Here is a 22,411-nt window from a genome sequence, read left to right as displayed (position 1 = left end):
CAAATCGGGTTCCATGGCGACGCGGAATTTTGTCTTTCCCACCCTAGATCAACGAACCCACGATTTTCTTGGCAGGGCGGGAACGGGCATCACCTCCGCAAGTTGTCGGCGGGGAGGCGCCAATGATTGTTGATGCACACCTTCATACTTCGGGCCGAGAGACGACGGCAGATGTGCTACGGACGCTGGACGATGCGGGCGTGGACATTGCCTTCCTGCTCGCTCCGTTCCTGACCCCGCCTTACTCGCTCAACGACCGCGAGTCGCTGCGTGCCGGCAACCGGTACCTTTCCGAGCTCGTCAAGGGCCACTCGGATCGGCTGGTTGGGTTCGCGGTTGTCAACCCGCTCCATCCGCAAGCAGCCGACGATCTCGAGGAGGCAGCCGCGCTCCCCGGTATTCGCGCGCTGAAGATGGTCCCAACCGGATGGTATCCGTATGATGAGTGCGCTCACCGTGTGTACGCCGTCGCCGCGAAACTAGGTCTTCCCATCCTGTTTCATAGCGGAATTTTTATTGACGGCCGATCTGGCCGGTTCTGCCGGCCGTCCTTCTATGAAGCGGTTCGCGATCATCCCGGCCTTCGCGTGACTTTGGCCCACCTTGGCTGGCCTTGGTGTGACGAAGCCAATGCTGTCGGTGTTATCGACCGGATCAATGGCGTAGATCCAGCCGAAAGCCAGTTTCGCTTCGACCTGTCCTTTGGACCACCTCCGATTTATCGTAACGAGGTTTTTCGCAAGGCAATCGACGTGATCGGGCCACGCTCGCTGCAATTCGGAAGCGACCGTTTCTTGCCCTGCAGCGGTGCTCATATCCACGCTGCATTAGACGAGGTCGGGGGGATTCTCGATCAGCTCGATGTCGCTACCGATGAGCGAAATGCAATCATGTCGGGGACGGCAATGGATTGGCTAAGGCTGCGACCTGCGCAAGGAGGAAACTGATGGCCCGGACCCCACGAGTGCTACCAGGCGGCCAAACTGATGAGCGCACACATGTCCTTGAGGTGTTGGGCAATGCCATTGTCGGCGGCATGGAAAATTACGTGCGCAATCTGGCTGCGAACCTGCCATCGAACGAGTACAAAGTCTCGCTCCTGTGCCCCTATGAGAGCCCTTACACCGCATTGTTGAGATCGGAAGGCAGGGACGTCTACATTGCGCCGCTGCGTGACGATCCACCTTGGAAGACAGTCGAATTTATCTGTACGCTCGTCCGTGAAACGCGTGTCGACCTGCTGCACGCTCACCTGATGAACGCCCATACCGTGGCGGCGGTGGCCGGCCGACTGAGCGGGACGCCGACCGTTGCTACCTTGCATGGCATGAGCTTGCATCCGCAGGAAATCAGTGTGGCGCGCACAACCGAGAGCCACACCATTGTGGTATGCCGCGAAGCCTGGTCACAAGCACTTGCCGTGGGTTTGGCGCCGGAGCTTGTCAGTCTCGTTCCAAACGGGGTCGACCTGGCAATGTATCATCCTATGTCGGCTGACCCTTTGGATTTCCGCCAAACGATCAGCATCGGCCCTGACGATCTGTTGGTCGGGTTCGTTGGCAGATTGGCTTGGGAAAAAGGCCCCGACAAATTTCTCAAAGCAGCCGAATTCATATTGCAAAGGCGCCCCGAGGTGCATTTCGCAATGGTTGGCACCGGGTCCATGGAAAAGGATCTCACCGCCACAGTTCATCGTGCGGGACTGGGATCCCGCATCCATATGGTCGGGCTCGCACGCGAACCACATCGCATCTATCCGGCACTCGATTTGCTGTTGCATACGTCGCGCGCTGACGCGATGCCTCTCACCATCCTGGAGGCCATGGCATCTGGCGTGCCGGTCGTGGCGATCGGCGTCGGCGGCGTACCGGAAATCGTCGCGACGGGTGAAACAGGAATTCTTATAGGAACCACCGAATGGCCGGGCATCGTCTCGGAATACCCCGGCGACTGGGAAGGTGTGGCCCTTGCTGCAATCTCACTTTTATCAAACCCAGCTAAGCTAAAATCAATGGCTGGCGCGAGCGTGAGGCGGGCGCAGGCCAGCTTCGATATCCGCCAGTCTGCAACCCTGACGAGTCATGTCTTCCGGCAGCTGCTAGGATCCCGTCCCGACAGGGCCCGCCTTCACTCTGTTCCCTGAATTGTTTCGACGAGAACAGCAGGGTCAGGATTTGGTAGCCTTGATCCCTGTAATAACAGGGTAAAGGGGATCGACAATGTCGAGCCTTTCGCGGTCGATCTCCTCGAAAGAGAGGCCTTGCAGAAAGGCTGTGGCTGCGAGCACATTGCCGAATTGCTTTACCTCCACTCCGGCTGCCCCAAACTTTTCCTCGAACAGGCGTCGTGCAGCACTCTGTGTCATGGCCCAGAACCACTTTTCTGGCCCGTCATGCGCGTCGATCGGGGTGATGCCTGGTACTGTCGCCAACACGACGCCACCTGATGCCAGGGCACGATGGATCGTAGAAATTGCACCCCGCACGTCGTAGATCATGTGGAGAGTCTGGGTCACGATGATGCAGTCAAGGCGCCCGCCCTCCACGGCATTCTCGTTCTGGAGATCAATGCGCATCGTGGCGTGAGGATTGGTGCTCTCCGGCGAGTCGATAATGTCGGAAATTACAACTCGTGCCCGGCCAAAACGGCGCGTGTAGACATCGTCGCCGATCTCCGCGACGCGTCCTTGAATATCCTCCGCATGGCGCTGCAGGAAACTCTCGATGTAGTAGCGGTCGAGTGGTGTGCCGCGATCGCCGCCAAATTTACGGCTTAGGGGCTCGACCTCGCCAAGGTCACCAAAGACCACCGCGCCGGGCGCCGGGATATCGCGCATGTGAATTTTAAACCGCTGGGTCGTAGCGCAACGAGAACCTCGCTCGACGTATCGTCAAATCGCGCCGGACGAAACCAGCCGACCGGGAAGCAGGTCGCTGGCACTCCGGTGGAGATATTCCCGGGTTCCTTCTAGATCACCCATCGGAATTCTTCCTCGCTGCCTTCGCATTTTGACCGCTGGGAGCTGAAGTCTTTGCATCCTTTGAGTGGGCCGCCAGAGCGGGGCCAGCCCCGGTCGTCTTGCGCATGTCGCCGCTGCGCTTTTCTGGCTGTTCTCTTTTGCCCAAGAGGCCTGAAAAATACTTGCCGAAAAACCCCATCGTTTCCTCCTTGCTAAAGGTTTAGCTATGCCTGCTACGAATTTGCCGGGAGATGATTTGTTCCCTCTGGGAGCGCGTCGTGATGTCCTTCAACCCGTCAGAACGGTTTGCGGAAGAGGCCGTGGAACGTCCTTCATCGATCGACGTTGCAGCTGCTCTCCACTTGAGGACTCTTCGATATGGTGATGTTCGCCGAGACCAAGGCTCAACAGATAGCCGAAGACGGGTTGCTGTCTACGGAAGCAAAGATCGGTCTGTTGTGTGAATTGGACACTTGTCAAGACGCGTCAAGGCCGGTCTGCAATCACGCCCCTTGGTGGCGGTTTCTTACCTTAAGTCCGCTCCGCAAAGTGTATAGTGCATGCGTGGGCCGGGTTTCGACCAAGGCGAAATTGCTTGGGCGACCGAGGTCAATAGCAATGCGGGATCGGCGATCACAAGAGCGTACACGCTCCTTCCGTTTAGATGAATTCCCGTCGAAGCACGGCATGTCCGACAAGTCGTTCTTTATGGACCATCAAGGCTGGAATGCGACGCTGTGCGATGAACTGGATTCCGCTCGCGATTGAGTTGCCCAACCCGCCTCCGTCTGCGCCGTCAACCAAACTCCCGGAGGTCTTTTGCTTCTCGTTCGAGGATTGCCGCGACCTCCTCATGACCGAGATGGGTAAGCATCACCGCGATGCAACATTCCAAATACGTGAGCGACGAGCGGCGGAGAAATTGGGCGGTCGCGTTTTCCGCCAACTGGTCGATCCGTTCGACATCACTCCGACGAACCTCACCCATCGGGTCTACCTCTCAGCTTTTTTGATCCGCGATCGCAGGACAGCATGACACCTTGTCGACGTGCATGACGCGCGTGAAGCAGGACTGTGAGCGCTCGCGGCGATCATAAGAGAATCACATCCACATGGCACCAAACGCACGTTCGAATTCAACGTTTGTGATGAAGCGGGCCGACACCATCTGAACCTCACCATCACGATAGAATGGAGGGATGCACCTGGTCATCCTTCCAAGGCAAGCCATTAACCCAGTGGGCTTCAGGAAGACACGCCGTTGGGCCGGTGTGCACATTGCCCGCGCTGTCTGCTGCGGACCTGTGCTCTTGCGTTGGTCTTCGATCTTTTTTGGCGTGAGGGCGAAGATGCTCGTGCTTGACGGGTCTTGCGAATGATCTGGTAGAAGCCAACCGATACGGTTGGCAGAACCCATATAGCATTGCGCACCCGGCTCAACCACTTCGAACACCTACCTCAAGCTCGGCCTCGCAGAGCCTGTGCTTCCCTTTCCAGTTTATCGCGATTGTTGCCGTGCTTTGCGATGAGTTCTCTCACTTGCTGAGGAGTGATCCCTGCCTTGCTGGCGAAATATTCGACCTCATAGTCCTCGTCAGCGGACACGCGATCGCGGTCGCGAAAGTCTCGTTTGCTTCTATCATCAGCCATTTCAATCCTCCACAAAAAGGCGATGTACCCGACGCCACTTCAGTCGATTTATTGCAACCTATCAGTTTGGCGGGTTACCCAATTCATGCTGACTTGATCCCGAATTGGTGAAGCAAGGCGGCCTTGGCCGCCTTGCGAGTTTCGCTTCAAAGATCGCGTCCACGTCTAACCTGCTGCAGGTCGTCTCCGGTATAGACGTCGGCGTTCGGGTCGAAACCGGTCCAGCCTCCAGCCTCATATTCACTGCGTCGGCCTGCGACGTCGACCGAATTATATTGCTTGAGGATTTGTTCGGCATTCGGCGCAAGTCTATCGTCGACCTTAGCCGTGACCATCGTGCCGCCGCGGCGAACGCCTTCGGCATAGACATGCGCATCGTTTTCAGGGACGCCAGCGTTCGTCATGGCGCCGATGATGCCTCCAGCAGCACCACCAACCACTGCCCCGCCAACCGCGCCGACAGCAGCGGCAGCCAGCCATCCGGCTGCAACGACAGGTCCCACGCCGGGGATGGCCATCAGGCCGAGGCCTGTTGCCAAGCCGCCGGCGCCGCCAATGACGGCGCCCACGCCAGCTCCCGTAGCCGCATCCCCGGCAGCTTCGGTCTCGTCGTCTTCCTTGTGCCAGCCGGTCGCGTTGTTGGCCACAATGCTGATATCATCGCGCGGGACGCCGGTGGCTACGAGTTCGCCTACTGCATCATTGGCATCGTCGTAATTGTCAAACAGTCCTGTTACGGTTTTCATTTAAGTCTCCTCGCTTTCTGAATCACTTGGTGCCGGCAACGACGTTGCCTTGGTAGTCGAGCGCGATCGGCGTCGACTTACCGTCCTTGCTTGCTGTGCCGCGCCAGATGCCTTGGTCGTCCTTCTTCAGGCCAGAGACGTCGGCATAACCCGCCTTTTCGATCGCGCTCTTGGCCTGGGCCTCGGTGAAGCTGTTGGCACCGGGAACAGGAGCTGCCGGATTGGTGGCGCCGCTGTTGACTGCCGGTGTGGTGCCGTCAGAAGCAGGCGCCGTTATTGCGACCTTCTGAATCATATCCTGATGCATCCTGAGTGTAGGCAACGTATCGGCCGCGAAGGATTTAAGTGCGGCGTTGTCGCCGTCCTTGGCATAAGCCTCGAACAGCCCGACCGCATCCGCGTGGGCCGCCTTCTGCATTTCGAGATAAGACGCGTCTACTGGCGCCGTACCCGCCTGCAGCTTGTCGACATCGCTCTTGCGTGCAGCATCGAGGTCGGTGGGCACCTTCAACTTCTGTTCTCCGGCGATGCTCTCAAGCTTCGCGTTGGCGGCCCCATGATCGGAAATCATCTTCTGGGAGAAGTCCTTGAGACCTTGATCCTGCAGCTTGTCTTGGGCGGCCTTGCTTGACTGGACTTCGAACATTCCGCCGATCGCGGCCTTGGTGACGAACTCCTGGGCTGTCTCGACAGCGAGTGCTGGCCACGCAAATACCATCGACGTCGCTAGCGACAGCGACGCCAGGAGAAGACTGTTTCTCATGATATTATTCCTCAGTTGAGAGTGGTGAATCCAAACCTGCTTGCGGCGGGTTTGTTCCCAGACGATGGGAACGCGCTCAAATTGATTGGGGATGCTGCCGGCATTCACGCACTGAGCAGGCGACATCGTTTGGGCCGCGCGAATTCGCGCGTACGAGCCCCGATGGTCGTCATGGAGCCTGTGAGCGGTCTGCTCGGTGCACCAATCAACACCCGGCCAAGTTCGTAGCGGTCGCTCTCACAGGTCGTTGCGGTGTGGATATTCGAACCGAAGCATAAGCGCTGTATCAGGAACATTTTGTCGAGCGGCAGGTTAGCGGGCACACAAACCAAAGGAGAATGACGATGAAGGCGCTCACCTGGCACGGCAAAAGTGACATACGTTGCGAGCAGGTGGATGACCCGATCATAGCGGACGATCGCGATATTATTATCAGGGTTACGGCTTGTGCGATCTGCGGGTCTGACCTTCATCTGATGGGAGGATTTGTTCCGGAAATGCACGCCCATGATGTGCTTGGGCACGAAGCCATGGGCGAGGTCGTTGAGGTCGGGAAGGGGCACTCCAAGTTCAAGATCGGTGAGCGCGTCGTGGTGCCGTTCACGATTGCCTGCGGCGAGTGCCGGATGTGCAAGGGGCAGCTGTTTTCGCTCTGCGAGAGGTCGAATCCAGCCGGCAACAAGCAGGCCAAGCAGATGGGGTATTCAACTGCTGGCCTGTTTGGCTATTCGCACATGTACGGCGGCTTCGCTGGCGGCCAAGCAGAATTCCTGCGCGTGCCTTATGCCGACGTCGGCCCTATAAAGGTGCCAGATAGCCTGACGGACGAGCAGGTCCTGTTTCTTTCTGATATTTTTCCGACAGGCTATCAGGCGGCGGAAAATTGCAACATTCAACCCGGTGATACTGTGCTCGTCTTTGGCTGCGGACCGGTCGGCCAGTTCGCAATCAAGTCAGCGTTTCTCCTAGGCGCGGGCCGGGTAATCGCGCTGGACATCGTCCCCGAACGCCTGACGCTTGCCCAAGCGTCGGGGGCGGAGACGCTGAGATATGACGATGAAGATTTGCAAAAGCACATCCTGGCTATGACGGATGGTAAAGGCCCCGACTCTGTCATCGAAGCGGTCGGCATGGAAAGCCATGGACCCGGTGGCGTCATAGAGACCTTGCAGACGGACCTTACAGCAATGGAGAGACCTTATGCGCTGCAACAGGCGCTGATGGCCTGCCGCCCCGGCGGCACTGTCTCGTTGCCGGGAGTGTTCGTTGGGAGCGTCACCATACCGATGGGATTGTTCGTGGGCAAAGGGTTGACAATGAAAACGGGCCAAACACACGTCCAGCGCTACTTGGAACCGTTGCTGAAACTCATCGAGGACGGCGAGATCGACCCGTCCTTTCTTGTTACCCACCGCATTGGGCTGGAACAAGGACCGGAGGCATACAAGACCTTCCGGGACAAAAAGGATGGCTGCATCAAGGTCGTGATCAAACCGTAGTCTCGATCACCGGCCTGTCATTCGCTTTCGATGGTCGAGAATGGACTTGCTGCCGCAATGCAGCGTGTCGCAGAGCGTGGCGGCATTCTAGAACATCGGTAAATGCGGCGTTCGCCAACAGCACAAGCCCTATCGGCGCTTTTGGAATGCATGTTGGCTGTGGAACCTCGCCTCGTTTGGAAAGTTCCACGAAGGAGACCCGACGGGTAAACGACGCCTTGGAATTCATGTGGCGGAGCACGTTGGATGACGTCGCAAATCTTCAGCTGGAGGGGCTTCTTATGGCGATCGCGGCGACCCACAACGCCTTGGTTCGTAAAGGGCTCCTCACCATCGACGAAAATCGACGAGGCGTTGAGAACCGGGAAGGCTCCTTCACCGGCGATGAGCGCCTGTACGAGGATATGTCACCAGCTAACCGCGATGCCATCTACTTCCCCGTTGCGACTTGCAACTGGCGAACACATGTCAGTTCGAGGCCGGCGTGCCGCCAATTTCAGAGCTGGCCAGGTCGGAATCACCAAACAACCTTACAACGATCAGATGTGAAGGAATCATAGCCATGGAAGTTCTGGAAGTCCGCGTTGCCAACAACGTTGTGGAGTTCCGCGGCGAGGGGGGTGACAACATACTGGTTACCGTTGCGCAACAGGCAGCCCTATCTCCTGAAGAGCTGATCGAGAAATCCAAGATTATGCTTTTGCACGCCGCCAAATTTAGTGTCGACGAAGAGAGCGCTCGCAAGCAGCTGATACCCGACGCCGGGGACGAGTATCGGCTTGAGTATCATGACGATGGGGAAATCCGTGAGGTGGCTGGCCTGGTCTTTCCCAGTCTGGACGCGGTGCGCGATGAATGCAAGCGATCAGCCGAGGATTTGTGGAAAGACGCCCTGTCTCGCGGGGACGCACCGGTGGGATGGGCCGTCAGGGCGCGAGACCGTAGCGGTGACATCGTCGCCTCCGTCGATTTTTCCGAATTGCAACACGCCTCGGCCGAACTGGACCAACCGCCTCGTTCAAAAAATTGAGCCGATCATTCTCAAGCGTTTCAATGAAGAGCACTATGCCGGGCACTCCAGCAGCCGAAGCCAACGCATCGGCTACGTCGCGCCAGTTTTGCCGATCATTAAATCCAAGCTGCTCCGTTCTTCAACAGCCAGATCCCACCGGGCAAACGCCACGTTTGCTATGTCTCGCTGGTGACGTTTGGCACCTCAACGACGACTCTTACGCCGCGATCTGACCATTGCCGCTCGGTAGACCCTTGAAGCTGTCGCCTAATCTAAGTTGAGGACTTCGCACCTGGCTTATCGCAGCTCGTATTTCGGAAACGGCGATCTTGGATGTTGCGGGACCCTAGAGGAACCGGCAATTTCTGCCAGAACCTCCCCTGCACTGTATGACACGCCAAGACGTCGTCTCGGCCCTCGGATCGATCGACGACGTTACGATTACGGAGATCATCGCGTCCGGTGCCTCGCTCGAGGAATTGAGAGAGGCGTGGGCCTGGGCCTTTGCTGATGAGGCGCTGATGAGCCAGGGACGACCATTGCCGGGAACACGGGTGGCAACGCTAATAGACCTGATCGAGGCCGACGACGAAGACGGCGACCTGGCAGATCACGATTAATCCGGGATGCACGGATCGGCACGATGTTTCGGCGACTTAACGCCGTTTAAGCGCTCCCGCGTTGCCAACCGTTGGCGAATTCGTTGCTGGTTCAACTCCCGTGAAATCGTTGAAATGCGACACCTCGTGCCCGGGCGGGGGAACAAGGATCAGAGCCGCAAATTAACAGCGATTGAAATCCTAGCCGGGTGCCACCAGGGGCACTGTTGCGGTGCTCGATCTGGTGGAAAGATGGAGGATGAAGATGTCACACGAGGTAGAGGAGCGTCGCCTCAAAATGCTTATCGAGCAGTACGTCGAGGTGCGCAAGAAGCGGCACGATGTTGTATCGATGAGGCAGGCAGCGGCGGCTGTCCTGACTGTTATGAAAGCCTGTCCGGTTTCCAGAAGCGAACTGGATGCCATGATCGCCGCAAGCGCCGTGGCTCACGGCTTGGGTGTTGCGTTCGATGCGCAGCAATCCCCGTCGCAATTTTCGCTGTCGCGCTGACATGGCCGCCGACCCTACGTTGCGAGAGGAACCCATCGGCGGCAATGCAGTGCATATCTGCGTCGACATGCAGGCGATGTTCCGAGAGCCGTCGCTGTGGTCGTTGCCGTGGATGGAACGTGTGCTTCCCAGGATCGTAGACCTGTGCACAACGCAGCCGTCAAGGTTGGTCTTCACGCGGCTTATACCGGCGAGGCGGCCCGGGGACGGGCAGGGTACTTGGAAACGCTATTATGAACGATGGGCAGACATGACGCTTGAGCGCATTGGCCCGGGACAGGTGGACTTGGTGCCGGAACTTCGACCGTTTACGCCCCCTGCGCCAGTTATAGACAGCGGTATATTCTCCATGGCTTGGTTCGGACCTTCGCACTCTACTGGCGCAGCGGCGCTGTGACACCGTTATCGTCACCGGCGGCGAAACAGATATGTGCGTGCTTTCGACCGTGTTGGGCGCGGCGGACTATGGCTTGCGTACCATTGTGGTCCAGGATGCGGTCTGCAGCGCCTCTGATCAGGCCCATGATGCCATGATCGGGCTCTTCAGCAATCGATACGGGCAGCATATTGAGACAGCTACCACCGAGCAGCTTGTAGACCGTTGGACAAGCGGTGTCCTACGTGCACGGTAAGGGCCACGACGATGTCGCCATGGCCCTTCTTTTTCTGTCTGGGCTCAGGCCGCTTGTTGCTGCTCGGCTGCTCTGTCGTTCACGCCCGACTCACCCAGAGAGGTCAGGGCGTCATCGGTGGCCTTCTCCTCTTCAAGTGTTGCGTTCAGCAGCTCGACGATGTCATTCTTGCCAAGCGATGTGGCCCAAGCGATCAGCGTGCCATAGCGCGCGATCTCATAGTGCTCGACTGCCTGCGCGGCGGCGACAAGGCCGGCGTCGATCGAGGTCGAGCCCTTGTATTCCTGGAGGATCTCGGATCCCTCCTCGATGATGCCGTCGATGGCAGGACAGGTCTTGCCGCGCGCGGCAACGCCAAGGATATCGAACACCTGCTCAAGCCGCTCGACCTGGCCCTCGGTCTCGACAAGATGTTTTTCGAAGGCGGAGGACACCTCGGCGTCCTCCGCACCCTTGGCCATCTTCGGCAGGGCTTTGAGAATTTTCTTTTCGGCGTAGTAAATGTCCTTGAGACCGTCGAGGAACAGATCCTCGAGGCCCTTGGTGCCGGCACTGGCTTTCTTCGTGGGTGCCATCTGACAATCTCCTTTGGTTGACCCCCTTCGGGTGCTAATCCAACTTGTATGGTCGCGGCGGGTTCCTGCGGAAATCAGCTGTGATCGATTTTCTTTGCGGTTTCGAAAAGCTGTTCAAATGCGCGGCGCGCGCTCGTGTTGTCATTTTCCAATGTTTGTTGCTGTTCTGCAGCGCCGCCTTAGATGTCATAACGACAAGAGCGAGCGTAACTCTTGGACAAGCTCCCGGCGCATCGCAGAGAAAGCAGGCGGTCCAATTTGTCTCTTCCGATCGTAGTGACGACGACGATGATTAGGCGGAAGTAGCAATCGGGCCGTAACCCGTCATACACGATGGAACTAAACTTTCCAATCAAGCTCATCTTAGCGTGATACAAAGATATACACAGTCTACCGTGCCTGGCTTGCTGAAGAGGACGCTCAATCGGGCCGACTACGACCCGTCCGGGAGGTTAAGCAGCACTGCCGTCAAGCGGCTTGATCCTGCGAAGCTCGGGGCATGAATTCGAACACAGAAAGGCTATCTTTCGCCATTCCAGTGGTGACGGAGCCGATGGAGGCGAAGACCGCGAACGCGTTGCCGAGTGATAGAGGCAAATGGCAGTACGAACGCAAATGGGATGGCTTTCGCTGCTTGGCCTTCAAAGCCGGTAATGAGGTGGACTTGCGGGCAAAATCGGGCAAGCCACTCGGCAGATACTTCCCGGAAGTCGTTTCGATGTTGCGTGAGCTGAAGGCCAAAGACTTCGTGGTCGACGGTGAGATCGTCATCGACATGGACGGCTCGCTCTCTTTTGCCGCGCTGCAAATGCGCTTGCATCCAGCGGAAAGCAGGATTCGGAAACTGTCTGTCGAAACGCCGGCCAAGCTGATCCTTTTCGATATGCTGGCAAGTCCGGATGCCAGCCTGATGCGACAACCGCTGTCTGCACGGCGCGAGGCGTTGGATGCGTTTGTTAAGTCAGCGGGACATCCCGATCTCGAATTGTCGCCTTGTACTCGGGATTTGACAACGGCAACGGAATGGCTTGGCGAATCTGGTCACGGTTCAACAGACGGCGTAGTCGCCAAGCTTGTCGATGACGAATATCGGCCCGGCGAGCGCGCCATGGTCAAGGTCAAGCGGCTGCGCACAGCCGATTGTGTGGTCGGTGGCTTCCGCTACTTGGCGAACACGCGCGAGGTCGGGTCGTTGTTGCTTGGGCTCTACAACGACCAGGGCAAGCTCGACCATGTGGGATTTACGTCGACGATCGCGCAGGAGGATCGATCAGAGCTGACCCGGCAACTCGAAGCTTTGCGCGCGCCTCCGGGCTTTACCGGCAAAGCGCCGGGAGGACCAAGCCGTTGGAGCACCGAGAGGAGCGGGGAGTGGGAGCCATTGAAGCCCGAACTGGTGGTGGAAATCCAGTTCGACCATGTCACCGGCGATCGCTTCCGACACGGTACCAAGTTCATGCGGTGGCGCCCTGACAAGGCTCCGAAACAGTGCACGTTCGCGCAGATGCTGAAAACATGAGACAATCGCCGTTGATGGCGCCACAGGGGCGCGTGTTCCACATCACCGGATAGTGGAATTGAGAAGTGCCTCGCAGACATCCCGGAGGATCCGTGGCAGGACATCGAACGCATAGCCTGTGTGCAAACGTTCCAGCGGCGTGTGGTAGTCTCGGCCCCATGGACCGATGTTGATGGTCGGTATATTGGCTAACCCATTTGTCTTCGGCCATCGAACCCCGTCTCTCCACATTGGCGTGTTCCTGCCGACCACATCGAAACCCGACGAGGCGGCCTCGCCAAAGAAACTCATGTCCGAAATGCCGGCGAAGTACTCCGCGCAACTGATAGCGCTGCCGTAACGAGCGCTCGATCCAGCTGCTATGTCGGAGGCGACTGCCCTTAGTCTCGCTGCTATTGGCATGTCTGAAAGGCTCGTGGCCAGATAAGGGGTCGAGCCAAACCCCGTGATGATTGCCGGGCCTGATAGCTGGCTCAGCTTCCAGGCTTCCTCGGTCACGATCCGGCATTGTTCGGGCAAAGAAAGCAAGCCAGTGGCGAGGGAAGCGCTGAGCGCGTCAAGCTTCGATATCGCTTCCGCCTCGAGGCGGCCCAGCACGGCTTCGTATCGATACAGGGGGATGCTCTCGATGAAATCGCTGCGCCTCGAACCGATCCGCCGAGTGAGCTGCGCCCGATAGTCTCTCTCGGCATCGAGGCATAGCCTGTCGAAACGCTCCAGCACCTCGTCTGGCGCTCGCCGATAGCTCAGCACGTTGAACGTGGCAAAGGCTGTCGCAGGCGTCGTCACGTCATAGCCGGCCTTGCCATCGCGGATACTGAGAAGGCTTGGCGGGGTTCCCGGCAGCGCCTGGGAGCCGTCGGTAAGCTCCGGGGCCCATTCAATGCGCGCTGCGATGGCGGCAGCGATCGCGCCCGCATTGAGCCCATTCAAGGGAAAGCCGCTATGGACGGGAACGCCTGCCACGAAAACGGTGGGCAGCAATTTGCCGACTGTTCCCAATGCGATGACGCGACCCTTTCTGCCGTCGCCATCGTCGGCGATGGCGTCCAGGTTGACGGCGGCCCCAATATCGAGGTCATGCTCCCTGGCTATTTCGGGGAGCACCTGAACAGCCTTGCGCGCGCCTGCGGAATTGTTCTCTTCGTCGGGCACGGCGATGAAGAGCAAGTTGCCGATAGGCCCAACACGGTCGGCGAATTCCGCGCAGACGGCCAATCCAGCGGCAAGGCCAGCCTTCATGTCCAGGAGGCCACGCCCGGCAAGAAATTCTCCTGAAGCGAGATCCGTTTTCGCCAGTTGGGCGGCTGACGTCTCGGCCATGTGCAAGCTCTTTGCCAGGGCAAGGGTGAGCTGTTCAGGTTCGGTCGCCAGGTCTTCCAATTGTCCATAGTCATGGGTCGAGACCGTGTCGTAGTGCCCTGTCAGGACAATGGTGCCGCGCCCAGCACCCCGGACCAGCATGGCCACGCAGTGGCGGCCGTCCCCAGGTTCGATCTCGATCGTCCAGATTTTTGCGTCTCGAAACACAGTCTCCGCGCCAAGCATGTTGGCGAACCACAAACCGAACGACATCTCGCCATCGGTTCCGGTGACGCTTTTCTGCTGCGTTAAGGCGATAGCCCAACGCCTGGCGCGTCCAAACAGATTGCTTGCTGTCGCGTTGCCCATCATGTCCCCGGTCAAATGGCAAATCCGATAGTAGAGGTTGGGGACGGGGCCTCAAGTGCATGCGAGGCCGTGTGTGATCGGCCACCACCCATCGCCCATCGATCGCTGTCGACCTGGATGGTTGACGAGGCAGGACACGCCTGGTTGCAGTCAACTGTCCTGCTGCTGAGGTGGGGCTGGGATTTCAGGCTCAATCGATGGCGCGTCGATAGCACGCGGCTCTCGGTCATGCTCAAACTGCTCAGCCCACTGCAAATCCATCAGCCACGGTTCGCGACGGCCGATCCAAAGTTCATAGCCGGGTATGACATCGCTGGGGGCATGATCGAGGTTCCCGAGCATGATCTCGGCCTCTTCCTCCCGCAGCGAGGCAACGCGCGATCCGCATTCTGGGCAAAAGCTTCGTTCTTCGAAAGCCCGCAGGTTTCCAGCGCCTTGATAAGCAGGTCGCGGCCAAACGCCGAAGAAGGTAAACGCACTGCCGCTTGTGCGCCGACAATCCTGGCAATGGCAAAGTCCGACGCGCAGGGGTGCGCCTCTCACCAAAAAGCGAACCGCACCGCAAAGGCAGCCACCGCTGCGCACCACATCGATGCTCATTGCAGCGCTCGCTTCGGGGGATCACGGTTCTCGTCGGGATTGGGGAGAGGAAGTTCGTTCGGCAGAAGATCCGGGTCAGGCTCTCGCACGTCGGGAGTCCAGGCCGGGGCATCTACCGGGGGTTCTTCATTTGGCTCTGGTTTGGGCGGCATGATTATTCTCCCGGTCGGTTGGTCGGACGAGGTGCTTTGCCGGCCACCGGCCGCGCATCGATTCGTATGGCAGGGAAAGGGTTCTGCCAGCGGGCGTTTGTTTTAGGTAAAGCGCCTGCCGGCTTGGGGTGCGTGACGTTTGCTCCTCGTCGCTGCCGTTCAGGCCTTTACGCTCTATCTTCGCGCCGGCTGGCTCCGGCTCCCTGACAATCGCCCGGCCGAGGTTCTTGATCGTGGCCATTTCCGTGTCTCCTCTCTGGCCAACGACCGGCCGTAGGGAATGTTCCATCTGGGCGGAACTAGCACTGCCGAGGGTGGTTACATTTAACCACATGGAGAACCAACACATGTCTAACAACGAAAACCATCGCGAAACCGGGGCAACAAAATATCCAGCAAAGACCGGCGCCGATTCTTCGGATGCGTTCTCTCAGGACGCGGCGGGAAACAGGAGACCCAAGAATGGCGTTGGACTGACGCGCCCCGTCAATGAGGTGGACGACAAGACTCACCAGTCAGACGGGCAGAACCCATCCGACCAGGTAAAGAGTTCCAGGCCATGAACGTCGCCAATCTCCAGCTTGAAGGTCTGATGATGGCGATCGCGTCGATCAACAATTTGCTGGTCCACAAAGGCCTGCTTTCAGTCGACGACATCGATATCGCCTTGCGGAAGTCCGAAGCCAATTTCACGGGCGATGAGCGCACCTACGAAGACATGCCGCTGGCCAATCGCGACGCTATCTGCTTTCCAATCCGTCTTCTGCAGATCGCGAACAATTCCCAAGGCGAATCCGACATTCTACCGTTTTCGGAGCTGGCGAAGATGGTTGGACAAACGAAAGAGCCCTACAACGATCAAAGGTAACGTCCACCGATGGGCCGATCCAAGCGGCGGCTTACATTTCGCTGTTCTGAATAATTCCCGCTTCGCCATCCTGAATAGGCGAGCGCGGCGCCGTTGGCGTCTTGAGCCGAACGCCTGGTCCGCCATGGATCGTCTCTCCATCACCTAGAAAGGCAACTCCCGCCCGCTCAAGGGCGGATCGCATCGCAACCAGCATGTCGCCGGATGGAACGCGCTTGCTCTTCTCGAAGTCCCGAACGGTTCCCTCACTGACCTGCGCTTTGGCGCCGAGCCTGGCTTGTGACCAGTCCACCAAAGCTCGCGCCGCCCGACATTGCTCGACAGTCAATTGAGTCACAAATGGCTCCTTGATCAACTCTGTGGTGGGTTTGCATTAAGCGCTCTTGCGCCTCGGCGCGCTCGTCTTTGGCTTCGCCAATCCTTCCTGCGTGAGGCTTTTCTTGAGCACCTCGGCCAGGTTGATGACGTTCTCCTGAGGCTTGGGCGCCGCCTTTGGGGGCGCCTTGCCCCTGCGCTTCGCGTCGATCATGGCAATCAGCGCATCTTCGTAGGTGTCTTCGAATTTCGACGGATCGAAAGTGGTCACCTTTTTATCGACTAGCATGCCGGCGATTTCGAGCAACTCAGGATCGTATTTCGCCCCGGTAAGACCGCCGAAGACACTCTCTACGGAAACCATCTCGTTGTGGGTTCGCAGCTCGGTCACCACCATGCCCCTGCCGTAGGGCTGAATCACAACCTCCCGGCCGCGCTGATAGAGCATGATGCAGGACCGAGCAGCGACGCCCTTGTTCTTCATGGCATCGCGGATCACGCCGTAAGCCTTGACGGCCGCGCCGTCGGCTGGAATGAGAAAGTAGGGCTTCTCCAGATAGCGGGTGTCGATCTCGCCGATCGCGACGAACTCACCACCTCCAATGTGTGATCCGAGGTGAGCTTGAGTGCCTTAATGTCGTCCGGCTCGATCTGGAGGAATTCGTCCGTCTCCACCTCGAAACCCTCGACCTCGTCTTCCGTTTCGACCGGCTCCCCTGTCTTCTCGTCGGCGTAGACGCTTTTAACAGGCAGGCCGTCTTTGCGGTTCAAAATCTTGAAGTGAATCTTCGAAGCTTCGCTGGCGGCGCCCACAATCTTGATGCCGCAGGTGACCGAGCCAACCTTCAAAAAGCCTTTCCAGACAGCACGCGGCGCAACCATTTCATTCATCCTGTTTCCGGTCAGGGCAAACGACAGTGCATGTAAATCGTCCGTCGCGCGGGAGATGCTGAGCTGGTGCGTACTAGGAAGGATCGTCGAGAATCGTCCTCACCTTTTCGGCGAGGTCTTCAAGGCTGAAAGGCTTCGGCAAAAGCTGCGTTCCAGGATCGAGCATTCCGTTGTGAACGATTGCGTTGCGCGTGTAGCCGGTGGTGTAAAGAACCTTGAGCTTGGGGTTATTCTTGCGCAGGATATCAACCAGCTGCCGCCCCGACATCTCAGGCATGACGACGTCGGTAAAAAGCAGGGACAATTGCTGCCCGCCTTCAATCATCTTGATCGCTTCGGTGGGACCACTGGCTTCGACGACGGTATAGCCAAGCTCGCGCAAAGCTTCCGACGATACTGCCCGCACGCGATCCTCGTCCTCGACCACCATGACGATTTCACTTGGAAGGCCACCATCGATCGACTTTGATCTGGGCTTTTGGGAGTCTTGATCGGTGCTGCCGTAATACCGGGGCAGATAGATCTTGATCGTCGTGCCCACGCCGGGCTCGGAGTATATCTTCACATTGCCGCCCGATTGCCGGACAAAGCCGTAAACCTGGCTTAGGCCAAGCCCGGTGCCCTTGCCGACATTCTTGGTCGTGTAGAAGGGATCGAACGCCTTGGCGAGAACGTCCGCGGTCATGCCCGTACCGGTATCGGTCACGGCAATCAGCACGAATTGACCCGCGGCGATGGCGGACTCACGAGCGTATCGCTCATCGACATAGGCGTTCGACGTCTCGATGGTCAGCTTGCCGCCGCTGGGCATGGCGTCCCGCGCGTTGACCGACAGGTTGAGCAGGGCGCTCTCCAACTGACTGGGATCGGCCTTGACCTGCCAGAGACCGGCTCCGAACGCCGTCTCCACCGTGATCGTTTCTCCGAGTGTGCGCATCAACAGTTCGGTCATGCCACCAACTAGGCGGTTGGCGTTGATGGGCTCCGGCTTGAGCGGTTGTTGTCGAGAGAAGGCCAGCAATCGCTGAGTAAGGGCGGCCGCGCGATGCGCTCCATCCATGGCCCCTTCGACAAATCGGCTGACGTCAGTCTCGCCTTTGGACAATTTGCGCTGAAGCAGATTGAGCCCACCGATGATGACCGCGAGCATGTTGTTGAAGTCGTGCGCAATGCCGCCTGTCAACTGGCCGACCGCTTCCATCTTTTGAACCTGCCGCAGTTGCTCCTCTGTCTTCGAGCGTTCTGCCACTTCATCGATGACCCGTTGTTCGAGCGTGGAGTTGAGTGTCTGCAGTGCGGCCTCGGCACGCCGCCTTTCCGCCAACTCACGCTCACTGGATTGGAAGAGGCGCGCATTGTCGATCGCCGTTGCGGCATGGCCAGCGATGCCAAGAAGGGCACTTTCATGTTCAGGACGAAACTTGCCAGTCTCCGCGTGACCAAAGAACAGACCGCCCAGAACTTCGCCTGAGTTGGACACAACCGGTACCGCCAGATAGGATCGAACCGGCAGATGGCCTTCCGGCATACCTTTGCGCGGCGCGTTCTTGCCGTATCGTGGATCCTTGAGAATATCGTCCGATCGAACGACACCTGTCCCGAGGAAGGTCGGTTCGAACACAGCCGTCGCGCGCGGCATGGGGTAATCCTGGAAGGCCGAACGTGGAGCGCCTGACAGGGCATAGAGCATGTAGCTGCCGCCGTGATCGTCGAGCACATTGTAGAAGAAAGCCCCAAACTGGGCTCCGGAAAGTTCCAGGCCGGCATCGGTGGTGATTTGCACAATCTTGTCGAGATCGAGTTCCGCAGCGACCGCCGCTCCGGTGTCGTTCATGATCTTGAGGTGCCGCTCTGCCTTCTTGCGATCGGAAATATCGATAACTGTGCCGATAAATCGAACGGCCTTGCCGGCTTCGAAAATCGCATGCCCACTTGCGGCTACCCAACGCTCGATACCGTCCTCCAGGCCAATGGTTCGGTACTCGATGTTAAATCCCTCCAGACTGTCTGGAGCAGTTGCCCGCTTGACCGCCTCATCTGCCCGGATGCGGTCATCGGGGTGGAGGCCGCCGATGAAGGATCCCTCGTACGAAACTGTATCGTCCGACGTAATGCCGAACAATGCGCGGCATTGTGCATCCCACCGCAACCGGTCGGCGACCGGGTCGTAGTCCCAGATGCCGATCGCGGCCGCCTGGGTCGCTAGGCTCAGACGCTCCGCAGTCTCGGCAGCGCTCTGATCGGACCTGACGCGTTCTATATGGGCCCACGACCGCTCGGTCACCTCGGTCAGAAGCGCAAGCTCATTTTGTGTCCAGACGCGCGGAGCACTGTCGTGGATCGCCATAAGAGCGGTCAGGCGTCCTTCTTTGACCAGGGGCATGCAAATGGTCGCGGCAATGCCGATGCTTTGAAATGTCGCGGCTTCTTCCGGGGCGAGTTCGAGCCGATTGTCATTGATGATCAGCGGCAAACCCTGATGGAGCCGGAGAACGGCAAGTTCTCCAAACTCCCGCAGACTATAGTAGCCAACGATGCTGGAAGAGCCTTGCCGGTGCCAGTCTCCCCGGATGGTGAAATGGTCCTGGTCAGGCTCCATATCGGCATAGGCGCAGATTGCGACGTCGACATGCTCGCCAAGCATCCTGGTCGTGATTTCGAGCACCGCGTCCGCGTTTTTACTTTTCGACGTTTCTTTCCCAAGTCCGTCGAGGAAGCGCAAGCGACCTTCATTCTGTCGCAATTCCGCCTGTGCCCGCCGTCGTTCGACCGCGGTACGGGTTCGCTCCGCCATCTCCCGAACAAACTCTATCTCTTCCCTGGTCCAAGCTCGGGGCCTGTCATGATTGAGGTAGAGGAGCGCCACAAAACCACCCCGTTCGGTCACTGGCATGTTGATGAAGGATTGAGCGCTGATCGCTTTCAGAGCCTCTGGGTTCTGGCTCGTCCGAAGGTCCTTGTCCGCGTCCTCAACGACAACGGTAGTGCCGCGCTTGAGGTCATCGATATACGTGCCATAGTCACGAAAATGCAGCACTCCAGCCAAGCTCTTGATCCCAGGTGCATTCCAGTCGCGCTCGATCGAGATGGTCTCATTCGCCAGATCGATCGTGCCATATCCGGCCCGGCTTACCTCCAGTTCGCGCCCAATGATTTCGGCTGCGGCGTAAGCCAGTTCGTCAGGGTCTTCGACCAAGCGGACAATGTCCCCAAGTTCGGCGAGGGCGGCACTGCGCTTTCTCGCACGAAATGTGTCCGTAACGTCAAACCCTTCGCAGAATATTCCTGTGATGATATTCTCGCCATCGTAGAGGGGGGCGTAGATAAACGTCAGGTAGCGTGTCTCTTCGGGACTATCCGCCGATCGGCGAAATCGTGCCGGAACCCCCTGCGCTTCAAACGTCTTACCGCTTCTGAAGACATCATCGAGGCGTTCAAAGAAACCTTGTCCCTCGAGGCTAGGAAAGGCATCCCGTATGGGCTTCGAGAGCCAGTCACCGCTGTTGAACACTTGGCGATGGGCGTCGTTGACGAACTCGACCACATGGTCGAAACCGCGCATGATAATGATGAAACCAGGGGCCTGTTCGAACAGGTGGATTTGACGCTCAGCGGCAAGGCGCTCGCGCTTTTCGGCTAGAAATCGATCCGTGGTCTCCGTGCACACCCCAAACAGTCCGCCGATGGCCCCGGTTCCCGCCTCCGTGATCGGGTTGTAGGAGAATGTAAAATGTGTCTCTTCCGGCGAGCCATGCTTGTCGATCCTAATCTCGAGGTCATCCATGTGGACGGACTGGCCCTGGTAAACTTGATCAAACATCGGGCCGATCGTCTGCCACGCTTCCGCCCAAACCTGTTGGCTGGGCAGGCCGAGAGCCATCGGATGCTTGCGGCCAAGGATTGGGATGAAGGCATCATTGTAGAGCCAGATGCGATCCTGGCCCCAGACGACGAACATGGGCTGTGCGGAGCCTAAAAGGAGATCAACGAGTGTCTTGAGCTCGGTTGGCCACGAAGAGACCGGTCCAATAGAGGTGGCGCTCCAGCCAAACGTGCCGATACGTTCAGCCATTTCTCCGGTGCTGCGAAACACGGCGCTCGCCTTGCCCTCATTGGATGGTCCCAAGAAATCCCCCAAAAATATTGAACCGGCCAAAACGGCCCAACTCGGTTTTGGTTGCACTGGCAGGGGGCCGGAATACCCGGCACCGCCTTTTCCTGAACAGCACCATCCGAAACCCGGCAATGAGGCAGAGATCAAACCAGCCGTTTTATACGACGCGCTGTTCAGGGGTGGCACATGGGCAGGAATGGTCTGGTGATGAAGCCGGGCTCCGTAATTGTCGATACGGGATCGATCACCGGCATAGATGGGTTGGTCGATTACTCGATGACGAAGGGCGGAATCCACGCCAGTACGAGAGCGCTTTCAGGCAATCTGATCGACAAGGGAATTCGCGTGAACGCCACCGCGGCGGGCCCGGTCTGGGCCCCCTCAACCCATCTGACACCGAGCGATGTCGTAGTGTTCGGCGCAAAAACGCGCATGAAGCGCCTGCACAACGAGGTGCCGTCCCACATCCTGGTGAGTTCGGCAAGGAAACCGCCGCGAAGTAAGCGCAAATACTGCTTCGCGGCGGCGGATACCGCAAGCGGCGTGTATGGTCCCGGCGGTCGGGCGTCGCGAGTGAATTTAGGATGAAGGAACACGGCAGATTGCGACCTGTGGACGGGAAAACGACTTCGTGCGCCGCCCCGATAAAGAGCCAACCCTATTTCAATCCTTTTTGCCCGTTTGAAATAGTTGCAGAAGCCCCAACACGATCAACGCAAGTAACGTAGCTAGCGACGCGATCTGCCAGAACCCGAGTCCTACCGCTAAACCTATGGCTCCGGCCAGCCACATGCCGGCGCCAGTGGTAAGCCCCTGAACTTCTCCCTTCGAGAAAAAAATGATGCCGGCAGCCAGAAACGCCACTCCTGCGGTAGTGGCTTCAATCAAGCGAAGGGGATCAATTGCTACCTCCTGACCGTCAAATACATGGAGGTGGGTGATCTCGACTGCCAAGATAGCGATCACGGCCGTCGCAACGCAGACGAGAATATGGGTCCGCAATCCGGCAGGCCGGTTACGCCATTCCCGTTCGGCACCGACAGCCGCTCCGAGGAGCGCAGCAAGCATAACCCTGGCCGAAATTACGGAAAAGGGTAGCCAAGTCGTTTGCCCAAATCGCTCGATGAACTCGTCCATGTGGTCAGGAACGCAGCGTCGGTTGCTCGGTTCCCCATCGTGCTAGGGAGGCTCTGACATCCATACTACGCTACCATCATTCAAGACGATGATGGACAGGAGGGTCGTTTCGAACATTGTTGAGATTGATCGAAGTGTGTGCTGTACCGCCCTGGTAGACTTCGGCGAGATAAGAAGTTCGTCGACGGCATCGGGTTT

23 protein-coding genes and 2 pseudogenes are annotated in these 22,411 nt (G+C 58.2%); 12 read left to right on the top strand and 13 right to left on the bottom strand.

Features of this window, described 5'->3' with window-relative positions:
- Positions 1 to 122 precede the first annotated feature (122 nt).
- On the top strand, positions 123 to 947 hold the full coding sequence (locus EB231_RS29250; protein WP_172351865.1) for an amidohydrolase family protein: 825 nt from the start codon (positions 123 to 125) through the stop codon (positions 945 to 947).
- The gene (locus EB231_RS29245; RefSeq protein WP_172351864.1) at positions 947 to 2,143 is read left to right on the top strand and encodes a glycosyltransferase family 4 protein; all 1,197 of its coding nucleotides are present in this window, start codon (positions 947 to 949) and stop codon (positions 2,141 to 2,143) included. The genes EB231_RS29250 and EB231_RS29245 overlap by 1 nt, the downstream gene beginning before the upstream one ends.
- Before the next feature lie 24 nt (positions 2,144 to 2,167).
- Here the strand turns inward: EB231_RS29245 and EB231_RS29240 are convergent, their stop codons facing one another.
- Positions 2,168 to 2,836, bottom strand: coding sequence for a methyltransferase domain-containing protein (locus EB231_RS29240; protein WP_172351863.1), 669 nt, complete (start codon positions 2,834 to 2,836; stop codon positions 2,168 to 2,170).
- Between the two features lie 136 nt (positions 2,837 to 2,972).
- A complete protein-coding gene (locus tag EB231_RS29235; RefSeq protein ID WP_172351862.1) occupies positions 2,973 to 3,158 on the bottom strand; it encodes a hypothetical protein in 186 nt (61 codons plus the stop codon).
- A 543-nt stretch (positions 3,159 to 3,701) separates the two neighbouring features.
- Here EB231_RS29235 and EB231_RS29230 point away from each other — a divergent pair.
- Complete coding sequence (locus EB231_RS29230) at positions 3,702 to 3,995, top strand: hypothetical protein (RefSeq protein WP_172351861.1); 294 nt, start codon at positions 3,702 to 3,704, stop codon at positions 3,993 to 3,995.
- A 422-nt stretch (positions 3,996 to 4,417) separates the two neighbouring features.
- Here the strand turns inward: EB231_RS29230 and EB231_RS29225 are convergent, their stop codons facing one another.
- From EB231_RS29225 to EB231_RS29215, 3 genes are all read right to left on the bottom strand, one after another.
- Positions 4,418 to 4,609, bottom strand: a complete 192-nt coding sequence (locus EB231_RS29225) for a DUF3606 domain-containing protein (protein WP_172351860.1) — start codon at positions 4,607 to 4,609, stop codon at positions 4,418 to 4,420.
- A 146-nt stretch (positions 4,610 to 4,755) separates the two neighbouring features.
- On the bottom strand, positions 4,756 to 5,355 hold the full coding sequence (locus EB231_RS29220; protein WP_172351859.1) for a general stress protein: 600 nt from the start codon (positions 5,353 to 5,355) through the stop codon (positions 4,756 to 4,758).
- 22 nt (positions 5,356 to 5,377) lie between these two features.
- Positions 5,378 to 6,118 carry a DUF4142 domain-containing protein gene (locus tag EB231_RS29215; RefSeq protein ID WP_172351858.1) on the bottom strand — a complete coding sequence of 247 codons (741 nt, stop codon included), beginning with the start codon at positions 6,116 to 6,118 and terminating at the stop codon, positions 5,378 to 5,380.
- A gap of 344 nt (positions 6,119 to 6,462) precedes the next feature.
- Here EB231_RS29215 and EB231_RS29210 point away from each other — a divergent pair, with 344 nt between their 5' ends.
- From EB231_RS29210 to EB231_RS35605, 5 genes are all read left to right on the top strand, one after another.
- Entirely contained in the window at positions 6,463 to 7,617 is a 1,155-nt protein-coding gene (locus EB231_RS29210) for a zinc-dependent alcohol dehydrogenase (RefSeq protein WP_172351857.1), read from the top strand.
- Positions 7,618 to 8,179: 562 nt separating this feature from the next.
- Positions 8,180 to 8,647, top strand: a complete 468-nt coding sequence (locus tag EB231_RS29205) for a DUF6894 family protein (RefSeq protein ID WP_172351856.1) — start codon at positions 8,180 to 8,182, stop codon at positions 8,645 to 8,647.
- A gap of 371 nt (positions 8,648 to 9,018) precedes the next feature.
- Positions 9,019 to 9,249: a hypothetical protein gene (locus tag EB231_RS29200; protein ID WP_172351855.1), complete on the top strand. Its 231-nt coding sequence runs from the start codon at positions 9,019 to 9,021 to the stop codon at positions 9,247 to 9,249.
- Positions 9,250 to 9,493: 244 nt separating this feature from the next.
- Complete coding sequence (locus tag EB231_RS29195) at positions 9,494 to 9,739, top strand: hypothetical protein (protein ID WP_246740754.1); 246 nt, start codon at positions 9,494 to 9,496, stop codon at positions 9,737 to 9,739.
- Between the two features lie 377 nt (positions 9,740 to 10,116).
- Positions 10,117 to 10,371 carry a cysteine hydrolase family protein gene (locus tag EB231_RS35605; protein ID WP_340163215.1) on the top strand — a complete coding sequence of 85 codons (255 nt, stop codon included), beginning with the start codon at positions 10,117 to 10,119 and terminating at the stop codon, positions 10,369 to 10,371.
- A gap of 44 nt (positions 10,372 to 10,415) precedes the next feature.
- On the opposite strand, the gene EB231_RS29185 is transcribed toward EB231_RS35605, so the two are convergent.
- Positions 10,416 to 10,946 carry a YciE/YciF ferroxidase family protein gene (locus EB231_RS29185; protein ID WP_172351853.1) on the bottom strand — a complete coding sequence of 177 codons (531 nt, stop codon included), beginning with the start codon at positions 10,944 to 10,946 and terminating at the stop codon, positions 10,416 to 10,418.
- 499 nt (positions 10,947 to 11,445) lie between these two features.
- Here EB231_RS29185 and EB231_RS29180 point away from each other — a divergent pair, with 499 nt between their 5' ends.
- Entirely contained in the window at positions 11,446 to 12,465 is a 1,020-nt protein-coding gene (locus tag EB231_RS29180; RefSeq protein WP_172351852.1) for an ATP-dependent DNA ligase, read from the top strand.
- Positions 12,466 to 12,507: 42 nt separating this feature from the next.
- Here the strand turns inward: EB231_RS29180 and EB231_RS29175 are convergent, their stop codons facing one another.
- From EB231_RS29175 to EB231_RS29165, 3 genes are all read right to left on the bottom strand, one after another.
- Complete coding sequence (locus tag EB231_RS29175; RefSeq protein ID WP_206681867.1) at positions 12,508 to 14,151, bottom strand: M20/M25/M40 family metallo-hydrolase; 1,644 nt, start codon at positions 14,149 to 14,151, stop codon at positions 12,508 to 12,510.
- Between the two features lie 135 nt (positions 14,152 to 14,286).
- Positions 14,287 to 14,736 (bottom strand): GFA family protein, encoded by a 450-nt coding sequence (locus EB231_RS29170; protein ID WP_172351851.1) that lies wholly within the window; start codon positions 14,734 to 14,736, stop codon positions 14,287 to 14,289.
- Between the two features lie 126 nt (positions 14,737 to 14,862).
- Positions 14,863 to 15,129, bottom strand: a complete 267-nt coding sequence (locus tag EB231_RS29165) for a hypothetical protein (RefSeq protein WP_172351850.1) — start codon at positions 15,127 to 15,129, stop codon at positions 14,863 to 14,865.
- Between the two features lie 106 nt (positions 15,130 to 15,235).
- Between EB231_RS29165 and EB231_RS29160 the strand changes: the two genes are divergently transcribed.
- On the top strand, positions 15,236 to 15,451 hold the full coding sequence (locus EB231_RS29160) for a hypothetical protein (RefSeq protein WP_172351849.1): 216 nt from the start codon (positions 15,236 to 15,238) through the stop codon (positions 15,449 to 15,451).
- The gene (locus EB231_RS29155; RefSeq protein WP_172351848.1) at positions 15,448 to 15,756 is read left to right on the top strand and encodes a hypothetical protein; all 309 of its coding nucleotides are present in this window, start codon (positions 15,448 to 15,450) and stop codon (positions 15,754 to 15,756) included. The genes EB231_RS29160 and EB231_RS29155 overlap by 4 nt, the downstream gene beginning before the upstream one ends.
- 31 nt (positions 15,757 to 15,787) lie before the next feature.
- Here the strand turns inward: EB231_RS29155 and EB231_RS29150 are convergent, their stop codons facing one another.
- The 3 genes and pseudogenes from EB231_RS29150 to EB231_RS29140 all read right to left on the bottom strand — a co-directional run bounded on the left by EB231_RS29150 (position 15,788) and on the right by EB231_RS29140 (position 20,524).
- Positions 15,788 to 16,093, bottom strand: a complete 306-nt coding sequence (locus EB231_RS29150) for a helix-turn-helix domain-containing protein (RefSeq protein WP_340163189.1) — start codon at positions 16,091 to 16,093, stop codon at positions 15,788 to 15,790.
- A 36-nt stretch (positions 16,094 to 16,129) separates the two neighbouring features.
- Positions 16,130 to 16,953: pseudogene (gene ku / locus EB231_RS29145) on the bottom strand (non-homologous end joining protein Ku).
- Positions 16,954 to 17,035: 82 nt separating this feature from the next.
- Positions 17,036 to 20,524: a GAF domain-containing protein gene (locus EB231_RS29140; RefSeq protein WP_445299329.1), complete on the bottom strand. Its 3,489-nt coding sequence runs from the start codon at positions 20,522 to 20,524 to the stop codon at positions 17,036 to 17,038.
- 732 nt (positions 20,525 to 21,256) lie between these two features.
- Between EB231_RS29140 and EB231_RS29135 the strand changes: the two are divergent.
- Positions 21,257 to 21,664 (top strand): annotated as a pseudogene (locus EB231_RS29135) (SDR family oxidoreductase); the annotation flags it as partial.
- Positions 21,665 to 21,739: 75 nt separating this feature from the next.
- Here EB231_RS29135 and EB231_RS29130 read toward each other — a convergent pair.
- The gene (locus tag EB231_RS29130; RefSeq protein WP_172351847.1) at positions 21,740 to 22,213 is read right to left on the bottom strand and encodes an MgtC/SapB family protein; all 474 of its coding nucleotides are present in this window, start codon (positions 22,211 to 22,213) and stop codon (positions 21,740 to 21,742) included.
- Between the last annotated feature and the right edge of the window lie 198 nt (positions 22,214 to 22,411).

The sequence above is a fragment of the Mesorhizobium sp. NZP2298 genome (assembly GCF_013170825.1).
GTDB lineage: Bacteria > Pseudomonadota > Alphaproteobacteria > Rhizobiales > Rhizobiaceae > Mesorhizobium.
The sequence above is the reverse complement of the archived record's forward strand: the minus strand, read 5'-3'. Positions and strand labels throughout refer to the sequence as shown.